A 21356-nucleotide genomic window follows, 5' to 3' on the forward strand; every position below is an offset into this window, starting at 1 on the left:
GACTCGGGAAAAGATTCGCTTGCCCAATTGTAAAACTGTGTCCAAACTACTGCGCATTTATTTGGTCTAAGTGACTTCTTTGCTTTTGTAACACTCTGTCTAATTTAACTGATATGTCCAACGTAACCATTAAACACCTTAACGCCAGCGACGCTAATTTTTCCCAGCAATTAAAAGACCTGTTAGCTTGGGATGAAAGCGACGATCTGGACATCCAGCAACGGGTTTTGGCGATTCTGGCCGATGTCCGCAGCAATGGCGATGCCGCTGTGATTAACTATACTAACCGCTTCGACCACCGCGCCATTGCTGATGCCAGCGAGTTGGAACTGCCTAAGGCGACCTTGCAAGCCGCGTGGGAGAATCTGCCTGCTGAGCAAGCCCATGCCCTGCAAACTGCCGCCGACCGTGTCCGCACCTATGCCGAACACCAAAAAATTGCGTCTTGGCAGTATGAAGAAGCGGACGGTACGGTGTTGGGGCAAAAAATCACCCCGCTGGACAGTGTCGGCCTGTATGTGCCGGGCGGTAAGGCCGCGTATCCGTCTTCGGTATTGATGAACGCCATCCCGGCTAAAGTGGCGGGCGTGGGCGAATTGATTATGGTGGTGCCGACTCCGAACGGCGAGACTAACGAACTGGTGCTAGCTGCCGCTTATATCGCCGGAGTAGACCGCGCTTTTTCCATCGGTGGGGCGCAAGCGGTCGCGGCCTTGGCTTACGGTACGGCTACTATCCCTGCGGTCGCGAAAATCGTCGGCCCCGGCAATATTTATGTCGCCACCGCGAAAAAACTGGTGTTCGGGCAAGTCGGTATTGACATGATTGCCGGGCCTTCGGAAATTCTGGTTATCTGCGACGGTAAAACCAACCCCGATTGGATTGCGATGGACTTATTCTCACAAGCTGAACATGACGAAAACGCCCAAGCGATTTTAATCAGCGATGACGGCGACTTTTTGGCCGCTGTTGAGCAAAGCATCCACACGCTGTTGCCGACCATGGAACGCGCCGACATTATCCGCGCGTCTTTAAGCACACGCGGGGCGTTGATTAAGGTGGATAATTTGGACGTGGCGACCGATGTCGCCAATGTGATTGCGCCGGAGCATTTGGAGTTGTCGGTCGCCGACCCCGAAGCCTTATGTGCGAAAATCCGCCACGCCGGGGCGATTTTTATGGGCCGCTACACTGCCGAAGCTTTAGGCGACTACTGCGCCGGCCCCAACCACGTTTTGCCCACCTCCAGCACCGCGCGGTTCTCGTCACCGCTGGGCGTTTACGATTTTCAAAAACGCACCAGTTTGATTAACTGCTCGGCGGCGGGCGCGGACAGTTTGGGTAAAATCGCTTCGGTACTGGCGCGGGGTGAGAGCTTGACTGCCCATGCGCGGTCGGCGGAGTATCGAATTAAGTAGGCGTTCCATTGCGCCTCTGCGTGTTAAACCCCACCCCTCGGTTCCTGAGCGAAGCCGAAGGGGGCCCTTCGCAGGGGAGGAAGCGAGCGTTTTCCTCGTGGTATAGGCAAAAATCAAGGTAAAAAGCTCTTCCCCAAGGCGTTCGGCGTAACCCTTAATGTGTGCAGGGATGCGCCATCGCCCTGAGCGTTATTGTTCCCAATTTGAAGCATCTGCGCACTGACTGTCCGCCGATTTTTGATGGGCAAACTTAAGGTCCAAGGATAGGCCAACGCACTTCCCAAGCATTGTTCCCACTTCTGTCGCTTGCTCTTTAGAGGTGAAAGTTGTCGGTATCCGCTCTTTAAGGGTGGTAAGGCAGGTTTTTGTCGCGGAGAGGGCTGCTTTTTGGCAAACATTAGAACTTAGCTTTAAACATTGCCTGAAGTAAGAGTCATCTTCACAAAATGCTGGGGGAAAGTGTGTAATTATCATCGCTTTCCATTGCTTGCCCGATACTTCATTCGCCTGTGCGGCTTGCATCAACAGTAGGCCAATTACGCCTAAAAAAAACCGAAATTTCATTGCTTCCTCCTAAGGTCAATTAAGTAACGTGATGTTGGGTTGCTATTGGCATCAAGAGGTATGGCTATATCCTGGTAATGTCAAAAATGCCGATGAAAGTCGGCGAAAGTAATCGTGGTTATGATTTGTCGGTAATATACATAACTTACGGATTTCTGTCATCATAAAAACAACGCTATTTTATGCGGTGGCTGGTGGCGGCATAAATTAAGCGGCACACCAAAAACTCTCCCTTGAGCTTCTTCCCCTAAACAGGTATAACGGGCGGCTTTGCCACTATCTCGCCTTCTCCTATGAATTTCTCCGCATTCGACCAATGGCTTAGCGATAGACCTGCCCGCCCGGAGCTGCGCGGGCTACCGCGATTTTTTACTGAACTGTTGTTTTTTGGCCTTAAAGAGGCGCGGGCGTGTTTGTTTGCCGGGTTGTTTTTTCTGGCGGTGTTTGCCTTGCCCAGGCAGGGTGTGTTTGGCATACCGCGTTATGATGCGTTATTGCTGATTGCCTTGGTTATACAGTTGTGGATGGTGTGGGCGAAGCTGGAAACGTGGGATGAGCTTAAGGCGATTTGCCTGTTCCATGTTTTGGGTTTTTTGCTGGAGCTGTTTAAGACTTCCAGCGGTATAAAATCTTGGGGCTATCACGATTTTGCCTATACCAAGATAGGGACTGTGCCGCTGTTTTCGGGGTTTATGTATGCGGCGGTGGGCAGTTATATTATTCAGATTTGGCGGATGTTGGATCTGAGGGTGCGCCACCATCCGCCTTATTGGATGGCGACTTTGGTCGCGTTGCTGATTTATGGCAATTTTTTCACTCAGCATTATATCGGCGATTACCGTGGCTACATCGGTGCGGCGGCCTTGGGTTTGTATGCGCGGACGACGGTGGTGTTCCGGCCTTTCGACAAGGTGCGGCAGATGCCTTTATTGCTGGGCTTTGTTTTGATCGGGTTTTTTATTTGGCTGGCGGAAAACCTCAGCACGTTTTTCGGCATTTGGCAGTACCCGAACCAGCTCGGCGCATGGTCTGCCGTGCATGTCGGCAAATGGAGTTCCTGGTCGTTGTTGGTGGTGATGACTTTTACCATTGTGACCTATCTTAAGCATGTTAAAGAACGGATACACATTCCCTTATAATAATAAAAATCATGATCTTGTGGTATAAAGCGCAGCTTACCAAACGCCTGTGGCTTGATATTGGCAAAATCGCCTCCACATCTAGGCTGGCTTGTTGCGGGTGGGGGTTGGCGCTTTTGTCCCTGTGGTCTCCCGTCTTCTTTGTTTGCCAAAAAAGCCTTGTTTTTCGGGCGCATAAATGTTTACGAGGAAAACCCAAGCCGATTATGGCATAATGGCGGGATTTTTTATTTAACAATTATAATTGAGGATGACCATGAGTTTTTTTATTTCCGACGCGCTGGCTGAAGGCACCGCCGCAGCCGCCCAACCCGGTATTGAAGGGATGCTGTTCCCGCTGGGCATTTTAGTCTTTTTCTATTTCCTATTTTTGCGTCCGCAAGCCAAACGTACTAAAGAGAAAAAAGAAATGATGTCGACTTTGAAAAAAGGTGTCGAAGTGGTTACTTCCGGCGGCATTTTAGGCAAAGTGGTCGATGTGGACGACAATTTTGTCAAAATTGAGATTTGCGACAATACGTTTATTCAAGTCCAACGCCAAAGTGTTGAGAACATGATGCCTAAGGGAACCTATAAAGCGGTCACGAAAAAAATAATAAAAGAATAACCGCTCTCCGCTAACGGCAACCACCGACGGCCTCCGGCGCGGTTTTAATGATTGGAATAACATAATGCATAACAGTTACCCTCTTTGGAAAAATGTCCTAATCTTGCTGGTCTTTCTGGTCTCGATTATTTACGCATTACCTAATTTATACAACGAAGACCCCTCTGTACAGGTGGTGTCCAGCCACGCCGGTACCGCGCTGACCCCAACGCAGGTGAGCACTATAGAAAAGTTGGTTAAAGACAGCAATACGCCGATGAAAGCGTTTGAAGTTGCCGATGGGCGGGTGCTGGCGCGTCTGGGCAGTAACGACGACCAATTGAAAATCGCCGATTTGTTGCGCGAGAAAATGGGCAATGATTACACGGTGTCCTTAAATCTGGCCCCTACCACGCCCGGTTGGTTGCGTGCCTTGGGCGCAAAAGCCATGTATTTGGGTCTAGACTTACGCGGCGGGGTGCATTTCCTGCTGGAAGTGGATATGGACGCGGCAGTGAAACAGGCCGAAGAGCGTTATAACGACGATTTGCGTCTGGCGTTGCGCGAGGCGAACTTGCGTTACCAGTCGGTCGCCAAAGATAACGGCTTCATTAAAATAAAATTGAAAGAAGCCGCCGACAAGCCCAATTTGTTTAAGGTGTTGGACAAAAACTTCCGCACCTTAGAAGTGACCGAGCCGGACGGTACGCCGGATGAAGTGTGGCTGAAAATCGGCGAACGCGAGTTGAAAGACACCCGCAAAAATGCCGTCGCGCAAAACATGACCACCTTACGCAACCGCGTTAATGAACTGGGCGTAGCCGAGCCGGTCATTCAGCAACAGGGCGAAAACCGTATCATGGTGCAATTGCCGGGTATTCAGGACACAGGCCGTGCTAAGGATATTTTAGGCACCACCGCCACCTTGGAATACCGTTTGGTTGATGTCGAACATGATGTGCAAAAAGCCGTTGAGGGCCATCCTCCGGTCGGTAGCCGCTTGTATTACGAGAAAGACGGGCGGCCTATCTTGTTAAACCGTCAGGTGATCGTGACGGGTGACCAAATCTTGGATGCTTCTTCTAGCGTTGATGAAGACAGCCGTCCGGCGGTGGTGATTAACCTGAACGGCGCGGGTGCGGCGAAAATGGGTAAAATGACCCAAGCCAATGTCGGTAAGCCGATGGCGGTGGTGTTTATCGAATATAAATCGGAAAACCGCATCGTCAACGGCGAAAAAGTCCGCCATAAAGAAAAAGTTGAAAAAGTCATCAGTGTGGCGACCATCCAAGGCGTGTTCAGCAAGCGCTTCCAAACCACCGGTTTGGATAGCCCGCAAGAAGCCCGCAATTTGTCCTTATTGTTAAGGGCGGGCGCGTTGGCGGCTCCGGTCGATATTGTTGAAGAACGCACTGTCGGCCCTAGCTTAGGCCAAGATAATATCGATAAAGGCTTTTTGTCGTTCATCGTCGGCTTCGTGCTGGTCGTGCTGTTCATGGCAGGCTATTACCGCCTGTTCGGTATGATCGCCAACTTGGCGCTGGCGTTTAACGTGGTGATTGTGGTGGCGATTTTGTCGCTGTTGCAAGCGACGCTGACTTTGCCGGGTATTGCCGGGATTATCCTTACCGTGGGTATGTCGGTTGATGCTAACGTTTTGATTTTTGAACGGATTAAAGAAGAGATCAGAAACGGTAACTCCCCGCAGGCGAGTATTTTTATCGGTTATGAAAAAGCTTTCGCGACCATTTTAGACTCGCATGTCACTAACTTGGTGGTGGCTATCGTGCTGTTTGTCTTTGGTACGGGATCGGTCAAAGGCTTTGCCGTGACCTTAATCATCGGTATTTTGTCATCCATGTTTACCGCCATTACAGGTACGCGGATGGTGATTAACCGGATTTATGGCGACCGTCGGGTCGATAAGTTGTCTATTTAGGCTGGCGTGGGCGGCTCTAAGTTAACGCCACCGCGTTAACAGGCCGCCCCTTTGGCGTTGTTCACCTGAAAATTTTTACCCAAACAAAACGATGAAAACAACTAATATAAACTTTATCGGCAACCGCAATATCGCCCTGATTTTTTCCGGCATTTTGTCGCTGCTTTCTATTATTTCCCTGTCGGTGCAAGGCTTGCAGATGGGTATCGACTTTACCGGCGGTACGCTGATTGAAGTCGGCTACCAAAAGCCCGCCGACCTGACGGCTTTACGCGCGACGTTGGACAGTTCCGGCTTTGCCGATGCCACTGTGCAGAATTTTGGCACGGCTAAAGATGTGTTGATCCGCCTGAAATTGCAAGAAGGTGTGAGCAGCGCCGATTTAAGCAATAAGGTGTTGGAGGCGATTAACAAAGACACCGCCGAACCGGCCAGTTTGCGGCGGGTGGAGTTTGTCGGCCCGCAAGTCGGCGACGATTTGGCGCAAGACGGCTTCCTGGCCTTGCTGTACTCCACTATCGGCATTTTGATTTATGTCGCTTGGCGGTTTGAATGGAAATTCTCTTTAGGTGCGATTATTGCGACCTTGCACGATGTTATTGTGACTTTAGGGGTGTTTTCGGTGCTGCGGATGGAGTTTGACCTGACGGTGTTGGCGGCGGTGTTGGCGTTAATCGGCTACTCGCTGAACGACACTATCGTGGTTTATGACCGGATTCGGGAGAACTTCATCCAGTTGCGCAACAAAAGCACTGAGGAAATGATTAACATATCGGTCAATGTCACGTTAAGCCGTACTATTATGACTTCGTTGACGGTGATTTTGGTGTTGGTGTCGCTGTTTTTCTTAGGCGGCGAAGTTATTCATGGGTTTTCGGTCGTCCTGCTGTTCGGGGTGTTTTTTGGTACTTACTCTTCTATTTTTATCGCCAGCCCTATGGCGTTGATTTTAGGGGTTAGCCCACAAGATTTAATTCCGGTGGTCAGGGAAGAGCATTTGGATAATTTGCCTTAGGAATTGATTTTTTGGCGTTTAAAAAAACAAATAATGAGTCGCTTCGCGAGGTATTTTTAATCGGGTTCTCGCACCCGAAGGCGAGATACTTTCTTTTGCTCCGCCTCGGCAATTGCTCCTGCATTGCTCTACCTCCTGCATCCATGCAGTCGAAAAGAAAGTATCCAAAGAAAAGGCGGCCCGGTTGCCGCTTCTTCCTGCGCTTCTCGGTTTTGTCGGGGGTCGGCAGAGAGGGCTCCTGCCCTCCTGCCGACGCGCGGCATCCCTGCCGCGCCCCTTCGGGCTAATCCCGACAAAACCTGCGATGCTCGGCGCGGCAAACGGGAGTAAAGCGACGTTACTGCGTAACGTCAGTTGGGAATACATTCCCGCGTGTTAGGCAACGCCTATGCTTGGGGGCTTTTTAAGGCTTGGGGCTTACGATTAATCACATTCGTCACCCGAATCGGCTATAATTGGCAATCACTTTTTATCAATCCTATTGGAGCTTTGTAAACAATGGCAATCGAACGTACCTTCTCAATCATTAAACCTGATGCAGTGGCAAAAAATGTTATCGGCGAAATTTATAGCCGTTTCGAAAAAAACGACCTGAAAATCGTTGCCGCAAAAATGCTGCATCTGACTAAAGAACAAGCAGAAGGTTTTTATGCTGAACACAGCGCCCGCGGTTTCTTCAATGACCTGGTCGCGTTTATGATTTCCGGTCCTGTAATCATGCAAGTGTTGGAAGGTGAAAACGCTGTCCTGAAACACCGCGAAATTATGGGTGCGACTAACCCGAAAGACGCTGCCGCAGGCACTATCCGCGCCGATTTCGCCAGCAGCATCGACGAAAATGCCGTGCACGGTTCCGATGCCTTAGCTACCGCAGAACGCGAAATCGCTTATTTCTTCTCAGCCGATGAACTTTGTGCCAGAACCCGTTAAGGTTAACAAAACCAATTTGCTTGATTTCGACAGAAAAGGCCTCGCGGCTTTTTTTGTCGGCTTAGGCGAAAAGCCGTTCCGCGCGACGCAATTGCTCAAATGGTTGTATCAGGAAGGGGTCACTGACTTCAGCCTGATGACCAACTTAAGCAAGCCTTTGCGCAGTTATCTGACCGAGCATTGCCGTATCGAAACCCCAGAAATTGTGGTCGAGCAGGTTGCCAGTGACGGGGTGCATAAATGGGTGCTGCAAACCCATTGCGGTAACCGCGTCGAGACCGTGTTCATTCCCGAAGAGGGGCGGGGGACGCTGTGCGTGTCTTCGCAAATTGGTTGCGCCTTGGCGTGTACGTTTTGTTCGACAGCCCAGCAGGGCTTTAACCGTAATTTAAGCACCTCGGAAATCATCGGCCAAGTGTATGCTGCGCAAAACCGTTTAGGTAGCAGTGCCAAAATCACCAATGTGGTGATGATGGGCATGGGCGAGCCGTTGTTGAACTTCGACAATGTGGTTGCCGCGATGAATTTGATGATGGACGATTTCGCTTATGGTTTATCCAAGCGCCGCGTTACTATCAGTACGTCAGGGGTTGTGCCGGCTATGTATCGCTTGACCGAGGTTTGCGATGTCAGCTTGGCGGTGTCCTTACATGCGGTCACTGACGAATTGCGTAACGAGCTGGTGCCGATTAATAAGAAATATCCGCTGCAAGAGCTGTTGGCAGCTTGCCGTGAGAACGCCAAATTGGCGCCGCGCCGCACCATCACTTTTGAGTATGTGATGCTTGATGGCGTGAATGACTCCCTAGATGATGCTTACGGGCTGGTCGAGCTGTTAAAAACTGTGCCTTCAAAAATCAACTTGATACCGTTTAACCCATTTCCTAATTCATCTTACCGTTGTTCCAGCAATAACCGTATCCATCAGTTTAAAACCTTGTTGAACGATGCCGGTATTGTCACTACTGTCCGAAAAACCCGTGGCGAAGATATTGATGCCGCGTGTGGGCAGTTAGTCGGGCAAGTAAAGGATAAAAGCCGCCGCCACCTAAAATTGCACTTGGCAGGTACTGAGCATGAGACGTAAGACAAGCGTAAGCCGTTATCTTTTATTGTGCGTGGGTGTCGCCATGTTGGCGGGCTGCGCCGGTACGGAAGAAAAAAAGGAAAAGACCGATACCTATTTGCAGTTGGGTATCCGTTATATGAACATGAACCGCTTGGAATTGGCGAAGGAAAATCTCGAAAAAGCTTTGGCGAATGATGCGAACAATGCGGCGGTGCATAACGCGTTGGCGTATTTGTTCGAGAAAATCGAAAAATTCCCGGAGGCCGAAGCGCATTACAAAAAGGCTTTGCAGATTGCCCCTGACGATCTGGGTGCGCAAAACAATTATGGGCGGTTTTTGTGCGATCATGGCGATACCCGTCAGGGTATGGGTCTGTTAAGCAAGGCGATGGGCAATTTGCTCAATGATAGGCAATGGTTGGCGGTGACTAACGCCGGTTTATGCGAGTTAAAAGACGGGCAGAACTCCCGCGCCAAAGCGTATTTTAAGGAAGCTCTGCTGCTCAAGCCCGATTATTCGCCGGCCTTATTGGAAATGCAAAAAATCTGTTACCAAAACCGTGAATATTGGCCGGCCAAAAGTTATTTGCAACGCTATCTGGCCAGCGGTGTTCCGCATACCGCCCAATCGTTGTGGTACGGAATGCAAACCGAACGCGCTTTAGGCAATATTGGCCTGGCGCAAGAATATAAAAATTTGTTGTTGGAAAAGTTTCCGCTTTCCGACGAAGCTAAAAAAGCCGAGCCTGTGCAGTAACAGGCAAATAAACCCAGCATGGCAAATACGATACAAGCAATACGCGGGATGCACGATGTGCTGCCCGACCAAACCCCGCTTTGGCAATATGCGGAAAGCATTATCCGCGAAGTTTTGGCTTCTTATGGTTATAGCGAAATCCGCTTGCCCATTGTCGAAAAGACCGAGCTGTTTAAACGCTCCATCGGCGAAGTCACGGATATTGTCGAAAAGGAGATGTACACCTTTGACGACCGCAATGGTGACTCGCTGACCTTGCGTCCCGAAGGCACGGCAGGATGTCTGCGGGCCTGTTTAGAACATAGTTTGCTGAACGGGCAGGTGCATCGCTTATGGTATAGCGGCCCTATGTACCGCCATGAGCGTCCGCAAAAAGGCCGTTACCGCCAGTTTATCCAACTGGGTGTGGAAACTTACGGCATGGCGGCGCCCGATATTGATGCGGAGCTGATTATTTTAATGGATCGCCTCTGGAAACGCTTGGGTATCCGCGCTAAAGTACATCTGGAATTGAATTCCTTAGGCACGATAGAGGAGCGTAATGTTTACCGCGAAGCCCTAGTGACCTACTTCCAGCAACATGTTGCCCTGCTGGATGAAGAGAGCCAACGCCGCTTGCTGACCAATCCTTTGCGTATCCTTGACACCAAAAATCCGGCGATGGCTGAAGTGGTGGCGAATGCGCCGGAGTTGCTGGCATATTTAGGTGAAGATAGCCGCCAACATTTTACCGCCATTACCGATATTTTGGCGGATTTGGCGATTCCCTACACGATTAATCCGCGTTTGGTGCGGGGGCTGGACTATTACAGCAAGACCGTGTTTGAATGGGTCACTACTGAACTCGGTTCGCAAGGTACGGTCTGTGCAGGTGGCCGTTATGACGGTCTGATCGGGCAATTGGGCGGCAAACCTAACTTTGCGGTCGGTTTTGCCATGGGTATGGAACGGCTGTTGGCTTTAATGGAAACGGTGCCGGATTTGCCGTTGGCTAAGCCCGTGGATGTCTATATGGTCAGGGTCGGTAGCGAAGCCGAACGCGTGGGCCTGCGCTTTGCCGAAGCCTTACGCACGGCGTTGCCTGCGCTCAAACTGCAAATGAACGCCGATGGCGGCAGTTTTAAAAGCCAGTTTAAAAAAGCCGACAAAAGCGGTGCGGATTATGCGATTATCGTCGGTGATGATGAAGCGGCCTGTGGACAAGTCAGCCTAAAAGCTTTGCGCAACGGACAAGAAGGCCAGCAAACCTTATCGCAAACCCAAGCGATTGAGTTTTTACGCGATTATTTGTTGGTAAAGTAGCGCGGCGCGTAAGAATTTGAAGGGCTGGCGTTAACTCAAGAATCAACAAAACCCATCGTACAAGAGAGTTATTGTGGAAATTTACGAAACAGAAGAAGAGCAGCTTGCCGCGCTGAAAGCGTGGTGGAAAGAAAATGGTCAGGCAACCTTGGTCGGCTTAGGTCTGGGTGTTGTGGTCATTTTAGGCTGGAACTATTGGCAGGATTATCAGCGCGGGCAAACTGAGCAGGCCGCCAATTTATACGGACAATTGACTAAAGCCGCGCAAGCTAACCAAAAAGACTCGGTCGCCAAGTTGGATGAGCAGATGGAAAGCCGTTTTAGTGCCAGCGATTACGCCCTGTTCAGCGAGCTGACGGTCGCTAAACTGAAAGTCGATCAAGGTGATCTGGCAGCCGCCAAAACCATTCTGGAAAAAGTCGCGCAAGCATCCAATAAGGAATTGGGCAATATCGCCAAAATCCGTTTGGTGCATTTGCTGATGGCGAACAAAGAATTTGAGGCGGCGTTGAAATTGATTAATGATATTGATCCGGCGAAATCGGCGAGTTTTTCCGCGCACTATGACGAATTGGTCGGCGATATTTACGTCGCCCTAGACCGTCCCGACCAAGCCCGTACCTCGTACCAAAACGCCTTGCACAACGGCCAGCAATCGCCGCTGTTGCAAATGAAAATTGACGATTTGACTGCGCCTGAAAAGCTGGAAAAGACCCAATAATGCGCCTATTTACGTTGCTACTGCTCTGCTTAAGCCTAGTGGGTTGTGCCGCTTGGGATACCGTTGGCGAAACCTTTTCGGGGGTCAGCGATTATTTTACTGGCGGCGCCGATAACACCGATCCGCCCAAACCCTTGAGCGAGTATACGCAAGAGCTAAAAATCCAAGTGCTGTGGAAAGAGTCGGTAGGCGCAGGGGCGGACGAACAAACCTTAAAATTGGTGCCCGGCATCGGCAGTGCCCAGATCATCGCCGCTGACCATAAAGGCCGTGTCCAAGCCAGGGATTTGCTGACGGGTAAGGAACACTGGGAAGCAAAAACTGAGTTGCCATTTTCCGCAGGCCCTGGTATCGGCCATAACACCGCTATTTTAGGCACTAGCGATGCCGAAGTGTTGGCATTAAACGCCGACACGGGTACTGAGCGTTGGAAAGCTAAAGTCACCAGCGAAGTGCTGGCCGTGCCGACGATTGCCCACGGCATCGTCATTATCCACACCACCGACGGCAAAGTCACTGCCATTAACGAAGCCACGGGCGCGAAGCTGTGGAGCTACGAAGTCGCGGTGCCGGCCTTAAGCATCCGTGGTACTGCCAGTCCTGTGGTGGTCGAGGATAAGCTGATCAGCGGTTATGACAACGGTAAACTGATTGCCTTAGAATTAAAAGACGGACGCTATATCTGGGAAAGCAGCATCGCCGTACCGAAAGGCCGTTCCGAAGTCGACCGCTTAGTGGATTTGGACACCGACCCGCTGGAAGCGGCGGGCGTGGTTTATATTGCCGGATTCCATGGTGGGGTCAGCGCGGTGTCCGCTGTTGATGGCGATGTCATCTGGCGCAATGAGGAGGTGTCTTCCTCTACGGGCTTGAGCAACGATTGGCGGTATTTATACTTGTCAGACAACGATAGCGATGTCTGGCAGTTGGATTTGCGTAGCGGCGCGTCGCTGTGGCGGCAAAAAGACTTGCACCAACGGCGTACCTCCGCCCCTGCCTCATACGGCCACTATGTTGTGGTCGGCGATTTTGAGGGTTACGTCCATTGGTTAAGCACCGCCGATGGCCATCAAATGGCACGGGTGCAAATATCTAATAGCCCTATCGAGGCTAAGCCTGTGGTCGTGGACAATATTGTCTACGTCTACGCCAAAGACGGCACACTTGCCGCTTTAACTGTCCAATAAATTATGTTACCTGTTATAGCCTTGGTCGGCCGACCTAACGTCGGCAAATCGACCCTATTCAATTATTTGACCCGCAGCCGTGAGGCCCTTGTGGCGGACATGCCGGGTCTGACCCGCGACCGCCAGTACGGGCGCGTTAAACACGGTATCCGCCCCTGCTTGGTGGTCGATACGGGCGGTATTGCCGACGATGCCGAGGGCATCGAAAGCTTTTCCAGAAAACAAGTGCAAGTTGCCTTAGAAGAGGCGGATGTGGTGTTGTTTATGGTCGATGCGCGGGAAGGTCTGAGTGCCTCCGATAAGGCCATTGCAGAAACCCTGAGAAAAATGGCCAAACCCATTATCTTAGTGACCAATAAGATTGACGGCTTGGATGCCGCTATTGCCGCCAGCGACTTTTATTCCTTGGCTTTGGGAGAGCCGTCACAAATTGCCGCTTCGCACGGGCGGGGGGTGCCGGAACTGCTGGAGCGCGTCAACCAATTGCTGCCTCCCGCCTCGGCGTTGGTCGATGATGAGGGTGAGCGCAAGGGCGTGGGCATTGCTGTGGTTGGCCGCCCCAATGTCGGCAAATCCACCTTGGTCAACCGCCTGCTTGGCGAAGAGCGGGTCATTGTGTTTGACCAACCCGGTACGACCCGCGACAGTATTTATATCCCTTTCGAGCGCAACGGCAAGCAGTTCACCTTGATTGATACTGCCGGGATGCGGCGGCGCTCAAAAATTGCCGAAACCATCGAAAAGTTCAGCGTCATCAAATCCCTGCAAGCGATTGAAAAAGCCCATGTCGTGATATATTTGATTGATGCCAGCGAAGGCGTGACCGATCAGGATGCGCATTTGTTGGGGTTGGTCATTGAGGCGGGCCGCGCCTTGATTATCGGCCTGAATAAATGGGACGGCTTAGACCACGCGCAAAAAGAGACCGTCAAACGCCAATTGGAAGTGAAGCTGTCTTTTATGGAATTCGCCGAAAAACACCCCATTTCTGCGCTGCACGGCAGCGGGGTCGGCAAATTGTTCGATGTCGTCAACACCTTGTACGAGTCGGCGATGATTAACATGTCCACCCCGGTCTTGACGCGCATCCTCAAAGAGGCCACCGACGCGCACCAGCCGCCGATGGTCAATAACCGCCGCATCAAACTGAAATATGCCCACCAAGGTGGCCGTAACCCCCCGGTGGTGATTGTCCATGGCGTCCAGACGGATGCCCTGCCGATCTCTTATAAGCGTTATTTGACCAACTATTACCGCGAACAGTTAAAGCTGTCCGGTACGCCGATCCGCTTGGAGTTTAAATCGCCCGCTAATCCGTTTAGTGAGCAGAAAAAGAAACAGGTAGACTGGCAAGTGCAACGCCGCGAGAAAATCTTGCAGCGGGTGAAAAATAAGCAGAAAGGCTAGGGTTGGCGGCTCCGCTTTAGTTCGCTAAACGGCCTATCACCAAATGGCGGGTTGATTGTAAGCTGTAATACACCGAGCTTTTGCTGGCGCTCCACGCATAACCGACCACCGTGCCGTTATTGTCGGCGTATAAGCGTAATTTGCCGCGTCCGACGCCAGAATCCCAGGTATCATCCGCTTGTAAGCGGGTATCGCCTGCGCCATGGCCGGTTTTGGACGAATCAATAATTTTTATTTCATACTGTTGCGTATTGGCAATGACGGGTTCGCTGGCAACCCGCGCCTTGGCGACATCATCCGCCATCATGACATGGCCCGTGGCCGTGGCATCTTCATCATTATATTCAATGGCGAAAATATCACCTTTTTGAATCTGCGTGATGTCAGAGACGGTGGTGAAGCCGTTTTGGTTGTTGATGGCGGTATGGTAAGCGGCGGCGGAGGGGCTGGTGGAGCCGAACCATTGGCTGAAATCGTTATCCGTCCAGCCATAAGCCTGTTTTAACAGCCGGGTCACAAAAGAGCTGCATTGGGTGCGGTTTTCATATGTTAAGGCACCGTTCACGCCAGCCCAATAGACATAAGTCGGGTTGTTGGCATACGCGTTTTTGTCGGGTGTGATATGGCTGACCAAGGTGTCGGCCCAGGCGACATGGGCAGGGTCGGCGTAGGCGGCAGACGCGGAAAACAGGCTGGCGGCGAATAAGAGACGGCTAAAAGTTGAAATCGTGTTCATAGCTGGGGATCCATACAATAAAAGGTCAATGGTTTGATGGTGCTTAGTTTATAGGGTCGGGTTGAAAAAAACTGCGCTCTATTTACCGTGTTGGTGTGATGTATTTACCTAGCCCGGTGTTGCTGCCTTGTGCTATACCCCGTTGTTGTTATGGCGAAGCCATTTTGGCCTCATCAGTGTTTTGCGCGTTACCTTAGGTTTACCCTTGCGCTTGGCAAAGACTTCTTTTTTAGACAATCCTCCCCTACTATGGCCACTCTCAGCTTCCAAGGAAACTCTGTACATACCAATGGCGAACTGCCTGCCGTCGGCTCTATCGCCCCCGCTTTTAAACTCGTCAACAGCAAGCTTGAAGACGTGGGCCTAGCGGCTTATGTGGGTAAAAACAAAGTCCTCAATATCGTCCCCAGCTTAGACACCCCCACTTGCGCTGCCTCCGCGCGGATGTTTAACCAAAAAGCCGCCGCTATCGCCAACACCGTGGTGCTGCTGGTGTCCGCCGACCTGCCGTTTGCCCAATGCCGTTTTTGCACTAGCGAAGGCCTTGATAACGTCATTCCGCTGTCCACCTTCCGCTCCGGCTTCGCCGACGACTACGGCGTGCGCCTGACCGACAGCCTCCTCGCCGGCCTGACCGCCCGGGCCGTAGTGGTCGTAGATGCAGATGACCGAGTCCTGTACACTGAATTGGTCGCAGAGTTGGCGAATGAGCCGGATTATGACAGTGTGTTGAAGGTGTTGGCGGCGGTGGGGTGAAGCTTAGGGAGTTTCCTCTTAAAGAAAGGGCGGGCGATGATGTTTGGCGGTGCCTAGCCGGGCTTTTCAGGTTGCTAAAAGCTGAATAGCCGTAATCGGCAAATTGAGTTTATGCCCTGCTTAGCACCGTTTCTATGGTAATAGGCAAGCGCACCCTAACCCGCATTCTGCCGCTGCGGTTGGGCCTAAATAGGGTATGCGGTGCGTTCCGAAGGCCGCCCAGTCCGGCGTAATAGTCCCGGCAGAAGAGAGCGGCACAAAACCATTTTTATAGGGTAGTCGCTATAAAATAGCCGATTTATCGCCTGTAAAATTCCTCTGCCATGCCGCCCCCTAAGTATCAATACCTCGCTTTCGCCGTCTCTAGCTCCCCAAATCGTCACATAAGTTTGTTTCGCCCCGCGATTTATGGATAATGTGTCTTTAATAGATTAAGTTATATAAAAGGATGACGCGATATGGCAGAATTAATGAGTAGTGGCGTTGAGCTGATGTTTGCGGGAATGGGTATTGTCTTTTTATTTTTGACGATGCTGGTGTTTGCCATTAACCTAATGTCCGCACTGGTGCAACGTTTTTTTCCCGAAGCGCCGCCCGTGCCTGCAATTTCTCAGGTGGCCACCAATAATGTTCCTGACAAGGCGACTGTGGCGGCGATCACCGCTGCTGTACACCAGTACCGCCAGCCCAAATAAATACGGGTACGGCTATTGGCTTAAAGGCTAGGCATGGGGTATAAAGGGTACTACCCGTCAGGCCTTTCACGTTTTTGCTTTATCTCTTACGCCCTTGGGCGGCATAAAGGGATAAAGCAAACCTGCAAGGCCTTAAGTGGCCGACCTATTCCCAGTGCTTACCTAAACGGATGCCGTCCATACCTTCTGGGATGGTTGGGGCAAGTGTGGCTTAGGGGCGGGCATGAAATAAGTTTGTCACTTGGCTTAAGTGACGGCTGAATTGTCGTCATCTCCATCCTTAGCGTAGCCACACGCTTATTTTTACGCCTTCATCTTAGGCAATCCCCACCTGATTTTATTTAGAAAACGCATTACGCTCAGTATTCAACCGACCTTGGCGGTCAAATGATTAAAGACTCATAAAAGTATTCTAGGAGAAACACAGCATGGTCAAACCCACAACAATGCCCTTAAAGATTACTGAGGTCGTCCTGCGGGACGCGCATCAGTCTATCCTGGCGACGCGGTTGCGTATCGAAGATATGTTGCCGATTTGTGCAAAACTGGATGATATTGGTTATTGGTCTATCGAATCTTGGGGCGGGGCGACGTTTGATGCCTGTATCCGCTATCTGGGCGAAGACCCTTGGGAACGCTTACGCCTGCTGAAGGCGGCCATGCCTAAGACCCCACAACAAATGCTGTTGCGCGGACAAAATATTTTAGGCTACCGCCATTATGCCGACGATGTGGTCGATAAGTTTGTCGAACGTTGCGCGATTAACGGCATTGATGTGTTCCGTATTTTTGATGCCATGAACGACATGCGCAATATCGAACATGCCGTCAAAGCCGTGCTGGTGACCGATGCCCATGCCCAAGGCACTATTTCCTACACCACTAGCCCGGTACATACCATGGAATCGTGGGTAGATTTGGGTAAGCAAATTGAAGATATGGGCGCCCATTCCATTTGTATTAAGGATATGGCGGGCTTGCTAAAGCCTTATGAAGCCTTCGAGTTAGTCTCCCGCCTAAAAACCAGCACCAATATCCCCATCCACCTGCATTCCCACGCCACCACCGGCTTAAGCGTCGCCAGTATCATAAAGGCGGCGGAAGCGGGCATTGATAATGTCGATACCGCCATTTCTTCATTGAGCATGACTTACGGGCATAGCGCCACCGAGACCATCGTCGCCGCTTTAGAAGACACCGAACGCGCCACCGGCTTAGATTTGATTAAGCTGGAAGAGATCGCCGCCTATTTCCGCGACATCCGCAAAAAATACGCCCAGTTTGAAGGTAGCCTGAAAGGTGTCGATAGCCGTATCCTGATCGCGCAAGTGCCGGGCGGTATGTTGACCAATATGGAAAGCCAACTGAAAGAGCAGGGCGCGTCCGACAAGTTTGACGAAGTGATTCAAGAAATCCCCCGTGTCCGCGAAGATTTGGGCTTTATCCCGCTGGTGACGCCAACCTCGCAAATCGTCGGCACACAGGCGGTGATTAACGTCATGAGCGGCGAACGCTATAAGACCATCACCAAAGAAACCGCCGGGGTACTGAAGGGCGAATACGGCGCGACTCCCGCACCCGTCAATGCCGAACTGCAAGCGCGGGTGCTGAATGGGGCGCAACCGATTGTCTGCCGTCCGGCGGATTTGCTGGAAGCGGAAATGCACAAGCTGATTGCCGAGGTGCAGGAAAAAGCCCAAGCCGAAGGTGTGAAGCTGGCGGCGAATATTGAAGAGGACGCGCTGATTAACGGCATGTTTGCGCAAGTGGGCTGGAAATTTATTGCCAACCGTGGCAATCCCGCCGCGTTTGAAGCCGCGCCTAACCCCGAAGCCTTCGCCGCCGCCACTGCACCGAAAGCTGAACCGGTGGCCGAAAAGGGCATCGAAACCTATACGGTTAATGTCGATGGCCGGAATTTCCAAGTGGCGGTAGGGCCTGGCGGTTCCGCGTTGGCTATTCAAGCGGCGGTTGAAGAAGCCTCGCCGCAAGTGCTGGTCGCCCATGACGGGGCGGTGGTGTATGCGCCGATGGCGGGTAATATCCTGAAGATTTTGGTCAGTGAGGGCAGTGTGGTGACTGAGGGCGAGATTGTCGTCATCATGGAAGCTATGAAAATGGAAACTGAAGTGCGTTCCAAATATACGGGCATTGTTAGTGCCGTCCATGTCAAGGAAGGCGGTGCAGTTGCTGGCGGCAATGCTCTGATTTCCTTATAACCTTGTATAGATAACGGATATTTATGGAAAATCTCATTTCACTTTGGCACAGTACGGGGCTCTATAACTTTACCGGCGGTGAGGCATTTATGATGCTGGTCGGGTTTTTGCTCTTGTATCTGGCAATTAAAAAAGGCTTTGAGCCGTTATTATTATTGCCGATAGGCTTTGGGGCTATTCTCAGCAACATTCCCATTGCGGGTATCGCCGAAGAGGGCGGTTTGCTGTACTACTTGTATTTCGGCATTAAGGCGGGGATTTTCCCTTTATTGATCTTCATGGGCGTAGGGGCGATGACCGATTTCGGCCCCATGCTGGCCAACCCTAAGACCTTGCTGCTGGGGGCGGCGGCGCAGTTCGGGATTTTTGCGTCATTACTGGGCGCGTTGGCCTTAAATGCCGTGCCGGGCTTGGAGTTCTCGCTCAAAGACGCGGCGGCGATAGGCATTATCGGCGGTGCGGACGGCCCGACGGCGATTTATGTCGCGTCAAAAATGGCTCCCGATTTGCTGGGGGCGATTGCGGTCGCGGCCTATTCGTACATGGCTTTAGTGCCGCTGATCCAGCCACCCATTATGCGTGCCCTGACCACCGAGGCCGAACGCCGGATTGAAATGCAGCAAATGCGGGCGGTCAGCAAAACCGAAAAAATCGTGTTTCCGCTGATGCTGCTGTTTTTGTCGATTTTGTTGTTGCCGTCAGCGACCCCGTTGATCGGCATGTTCGCGCTGGGCAACCTGATGAACACCTGCGGTGTGGTCGAACGCTTAAGCCAAACCGCGCAAAACGAGCTAATTAATATCGTCACCATCTTTTTAGGCTTGTCGGTCGGCTCCAAGCTGAGTGCCCATGCTTTTTTGCAATTCCAAACTTTGGGCATTTTGGCCTTGGGGGCGGTTGCTTTTGCTATCGGTACGGCTTCTGGAGTGATTATGGCGAAGATTATGAACAAGTTCAGCGATACGCCGATTAACCCGCTGATCGGCGCGGCAGGAGTCTCCGCCGTACCGATGGCGGCACGGGTAGCCAATAAGCTAGGTTTGGAAAGCAACCCACATAACTTCCTCCTGATGCACGCCATGGGGCCGAACGTCGCGGGCGTTATCGGCTCGGCGGTGGCCGCCGGGGTATTATTGAGTTTGATTAAGTAAGTCCTGGGAGCGCGGGCATCTTGCCCGCACTCCAACGATGTAAGTAACGGCTCATTAATCAGGTCTCCGCAAGTCCTCCCCCGTTCCCTTCGGCTTCGCTCAAGGAACGGGGGAGGACTTGCCTGGGCGAAGCCGAAGGCTCGGCCTACTTCATAAACCCTCCATAAGCCAAGCTTAATCCAGCCACGTCGTGGCTTTGTTTAAGCGGTCATTCACCGCCCGCCAGGCTTCGGTTTGGGGCGGCTGTTCAACTAAAATCCGTGCTAAGGGCAGGGCATCTAGTGTCCGTAACGCCGCGTACAGGGCTTGGGCGTAGTCTGCCGCTGCCGTGGGCAGGGTCAGGATATGCAGGCGCGGATCAGCGGGTAAGTTTTGTTGATAGGCCAATACGCCGATGTGGGGGTGTGTTGCCAACAAAGCTTGGGCTTGTGTCTGCAACCGTTCGGGCGCACAGCGCAGGGCGGGGGTGCTGGGCGCGTAATGCACCGCCATCATGCCGGGGGCGCGGATGTCGCTGCTTGGGGCCGCTTCCGGCAACAGCAAGGATTGGCCCAGCACCGCCTCTAACGCTGCCGGACTGATATGTCCAGGCCGCAATAAACGCGGCTGTGTGCCGCTTAAATCCACTATCGTCGATTCCACGCCCACTTGGCAGGGACCACCGTCTAAAATCATCGCCACCGCGTCGCCCAGTTCATCGGCGACATGCGCGGCGTGGGTGGGGCTGATGCGGCAAAAGCGGTTGGCGGACGGCGCGGCAATGCCGCCACCGAAGGCGCGTAATAAAGCCAAGGCGACCGGATGCCCAGGGACGCGCAAAGCGACCGTTTGCTGACCGCCAGTCACCGCCTCCGGTACTGCTGCCTGCTTGGGCAGCACCAATGCCAGCGGCCCCGGCCAAAACTGTGCCGCCAACTGCCGCGCCGCCTGTGGTATATGGGTTGCCCAGTCGTCCAATTGTGCGGCTTCGGCAATATGGACGATTAGCGGATGGTCGGCGGGGCGGCCTTTGGCGGCAAAAATGCCCCGCACCGCCTCGGCGTTACGCGCATCCGCGCCCAATCCGTAGACGGTTTCAGTCGGAAACGCGACTAGCCGCCCCTGGCGTAAGAGCGCCGCCGCTTCGGCAACCGCCGCCGCGTCAGCCTGTTTTAATTGCATCATATTTGCCTGTTGTTGATAGTAGGGGATGGTGCGTAAGTTGTGGGCGCAAGGCTGTTTTTAGACGCTGTGCTAGCCGCCGTTTTGTGCTGTCGGCAGCAAAGCCGCTCCCCATTAAATTATCTAATGATAAGGCGCGTGGGTCTGGAAAACAATCGATTTATCGGCCCGGCAGGGAATACCCTAACGCAGTAAGCCATAAGCTTTTTTTGTCAATATGTGACAAAAAAAGTCAGCCCTTGCCCAAAAAAGGGTAGCCATTATTTGTTACAGATTCATGCTTGCTGGGGCTTTATCCTAAACGTGTCATCTAAAGGCCTATATCTGTCTGTTCGCTTGGCAAAAACGCTTTAAAAATAAGCAAGATGAAGGCAATGTGAAAAAATACCCAATTTTTTCGTAAATCAGGTATAAATTTTGCTTAGAAAGATCACGGCATGTAGTTTAAATAAACATTACCGTGATCTGATGCGGATGATGGGTAGGGTTAAGCAGATGGTCTAATCTCCCCACCACCATTGAAAATGCTTGGGAAGCGCTGAAAAGCCGTTTTCACAATCATTTAAAGTTTTTATTTTAAACTTCCCAGGCGTAAGATTAACCC

The 21356-nt window shown here is 51.9% G+C and carries 19 protein-coding genes; 16 read left to right on the top strand and 3 right to left on the bottom strand.

Annotation, left to right across the window (positions count from 1 at the left end; translation table 11 throughout):
• The first annotated feature begins 113 nt into the window (after positions 1-113).
• Complete coding sequence (gene hisD / locus AADEFJLK_RS17195) at positions 114-1418, top strand: histidinol dehydrogenase (protein ID WP_103975095.1); 1305 nt, start codon at positions 114-116, stop codon at positions 1416-1418.
• Between the two features lie 189 nt (positions 1419-1607).
• Here the strand turns inward: hisD and AADEFJLK_RS17200 are convergent, their stop codons facing one another.
• The gene (locus tag AADEFJLK_RS17200; RefSeq protein WP_088619192.1) at positions 1608-1982 is read right to left on the bottom strand and encodes a hypothetical protein; all 375 of its coding nucleotides are present in this window, start codon (positions 1980-1982) and stop codon (positions 1608-1610) included.
• Between the two features lie 293 nt (positions 1983-2275).
• On the opposite strand from AADEFJLK_RS17200, the gene AADEFJLK_RS17205 reads away from it, so the two are divergent.
• From AADEFJLK_RS17205 to der, 11 genes are all read left to right on the top strand, one after another.
• Entirely contained in the window at positions 2276-3121 is an 846-nt protein-coding gene (locus AADEFJLK_RS17205; protein ID WP_088619191.1) for a DUF817 domain-containing protein, read from the top strand.
• Between the two features lie 256 nt (positions 3122-3377).
• The gene (yajC, locus tag AADEFJLK_RS17210) at positions 3378-3728 is read left to right on the top strand and encodes a preprotein translocase subunit YajC (protein WP_103975116.1); all 351 of its coding nucleotides are present in this window, start codon (positions 3378-3380) and stop codon (positions 3726-3728) included.
• 64 nt (positions 3729-3792) lie between these two features.
• Entirely contained in the window at positions 3793-5646 is a 1854-nt protein-coding gene (secD, locus tag AADEFJLK_RS17215) for a protein translocase subunit SecD (protein ID WP_088619189.1), read from the top strand.
• 91 nt (positions 5647-5737) lie between these two features.
• The gene (secF, locus tag AADEFJLK_RS17220; RefSeq protein WP_088619188.1) at positions 5738-6661 is read left to right on the top strand and encodes a protein translocase subunit SecF; all 924 of its coding nucleotides are present in this window, start codon (positions 5738-5740) and stop codon (positions 6659-6661) included.
• A gap of 498 nt (positions 6662-7159) precedes the next feature.
• Entirely contained in the window at positions 7160-7591 is a 432-nt protein-coding gene (gene ndk, locus AADEFJLK_RS17230) for a nucleoside-diphosphate kinase (protein WP_088619187.1), read from the top strand.
• Positions 7566-8678 (top strand): dual-specificity RNA methyltransferase RlmN, encoded by a 1113-nt coding sequence (gene rlmN / locus AADEFJLK_RS17235; RefSeq protein WP_088619186.1) that lies wholly within the window; start codon positions 7566-7568, stop codon positions 8676-8678. The genes ndk and rlmN overlap by 26 nt, the downstream gene beginning before the upstream one ends.
• On the top strand, positions 8668-9417 hold the full coding sequence (pilW, locus tag AADEFJLK_RS17240) for a type IV pilus biogenesis/stability protein PilW (RefSeq protein ID WP_103975096.1): 750 nt from the start codon (positions 8668-8670) through the stop codon (positions 9415-9417). Before rlmN ends, pilW begins: the two co-directional genes overlap by 11 nt.
• 18 nt (positions 9418-9435) lie before the next feature.
• Positions 9436-10719 carry a histidine--tRNA ligase gene (gene hisS, locus AADEFJLK_RS17245; RefSeq protein WP_088619184.1) on the top strand — a complete coding sequence of 428 codons (1284 nt, stop codon included), beginning with the start codon at positions 9436-9438 and terminating at the stop codon, positions 10717-10719.
• A 73-nt stretch (positions 10720-10792) separates the two neighbouring features.
• The gene (locus AADEFJLK_RS17250) at positions 10793-11440 is read left to right on the top strand and encodes a YfgM family protein (protein WP_088619183.1); all 648 of its coding nucleotides are present in this window, start codon (positions 10793-10795) and stop codon (positions 11438-11440) included.
• Entirely contained in the window at positions 11440-12627 is a 1188-nt protein-coding gene (gene bamB / locus AADEFJLK_RS17255) for an outer membrane protein assembly factor BamB (RefSeq protein ID WP_088619182.1), read from the top strand. Before AADEFJLK_RS17250 ends, bamB begins: the two co-directional genes overlap by 1 nt.
• Positions 12628-12630: 3 nt before the next feature.
• Positions 12631-14034, top strand: a complete 1404-nt coding sequence (gene der, locus AADEFJLK_RS17260; protein ID WP_103975097.1) for a ribosome biogenesis GTPase Der — start codon at positions 12631-12633, stop codon at positions 14032-14034.
• 16 nt (positions 14035-14050) lie between these two features.
• Here the strand turns inward: der and AADEFJLK_RS17265 are convergent, their stop codons facing one another.
• Positions 14051-14770, bottom strand: coding sequence for a hypothetical protein (locus tag AADEFJLK_RS17265; protein ID WP_211299238.1), 720 nt, complete (start codon positions 14768-14770; stop codon positions 14051-14053).
• A gap of 249 nt (positions 14771-15019) precedes the next feature.
• On the opposite strand from AADEFJLK_RS17265, the gene tpx reads away from it, so the two are divergent.
• The 4 genes from tpx to AADEFJLK_RS17285 all read left to right on the top strand — a co-directional run bounded on the left by tpx (position 15020) and on the right by AADEFJLK_RS17285 (position 19591).
• Positions 15020-15526: a thiol peroxidase gene (gene tpx / locus AADEFJLK_RS17270; protein ID WP_103975099.1), complete on the top strand. Its 507-nt coding sequence runs from the start codon at positions 15020-15022 to the stop codon at positions 15524-15526.
• Positions 15527-15984: 458 nt separating this feature from the next.
• A complete protein-coding gene (locus AADEFJLK_RS17275) occupies positions 15985-16221 on the top strand; it encodes an OadG family protein (RefSeq protein ID WP_088619179.1) in 237 nt (78 codons plus the stop codon).
• Positions 16222-16649: 428 nt separating this feature from the next.
• Positions 16650-18440 (top strand): sodium-extruding oxaloacetate decarboxylase subunit alpha, encoded by a 1791-nt coding sequence (oadA, locus tag AADEFJLK_RS17280; RefSeq protein WP_103975100.1) that lies wholly within the window; start codon positions 16650-16652, stop codon positions 18438-18440.
• Positions 18441-18463: 23 nt separating this feature from the next.
• Complete coding sequence (locus AADEFJLK_RS17285; protein WP_088619177.1) at positions 18464-19591, top strand: sodium ion-translocating decarboxylase subunit beta; 1128 nt, start codon at positions 18464-18466, stop codon at positions 19589-19591.
• Positions 19592-19765: 174 nt separating this feature from the next.
• Here the strand turns inward: AADEFJLK_RS17285 and AADEFJLK_RS17290 are convergent, their stop codons facing one another.
• The gene (locus AADEFJLK_RS17290) at positions 19766-20755 is read right to left on the bottom strand and encodes an L-threonylcarbamoyladenylate synthase (RefSeq protein WP_346222761.1); all 990 of its coding nucleotides are present in this window, start codon (positions 20753-20755) and stop codon (positions 19766-19768) included.
• Positions 20756-21356 lie beyond the last annotated feature (601 nt).

This window comes from Methylovulum psychrotolerans (assembly GCF_002923755.1).
GTDB lineage: Bacteria > Pseudomonadota > Gammaproteobacteria > Methylococcales > Methylomonadaceae > Methylovulum > Methylovulum psychrotolerans.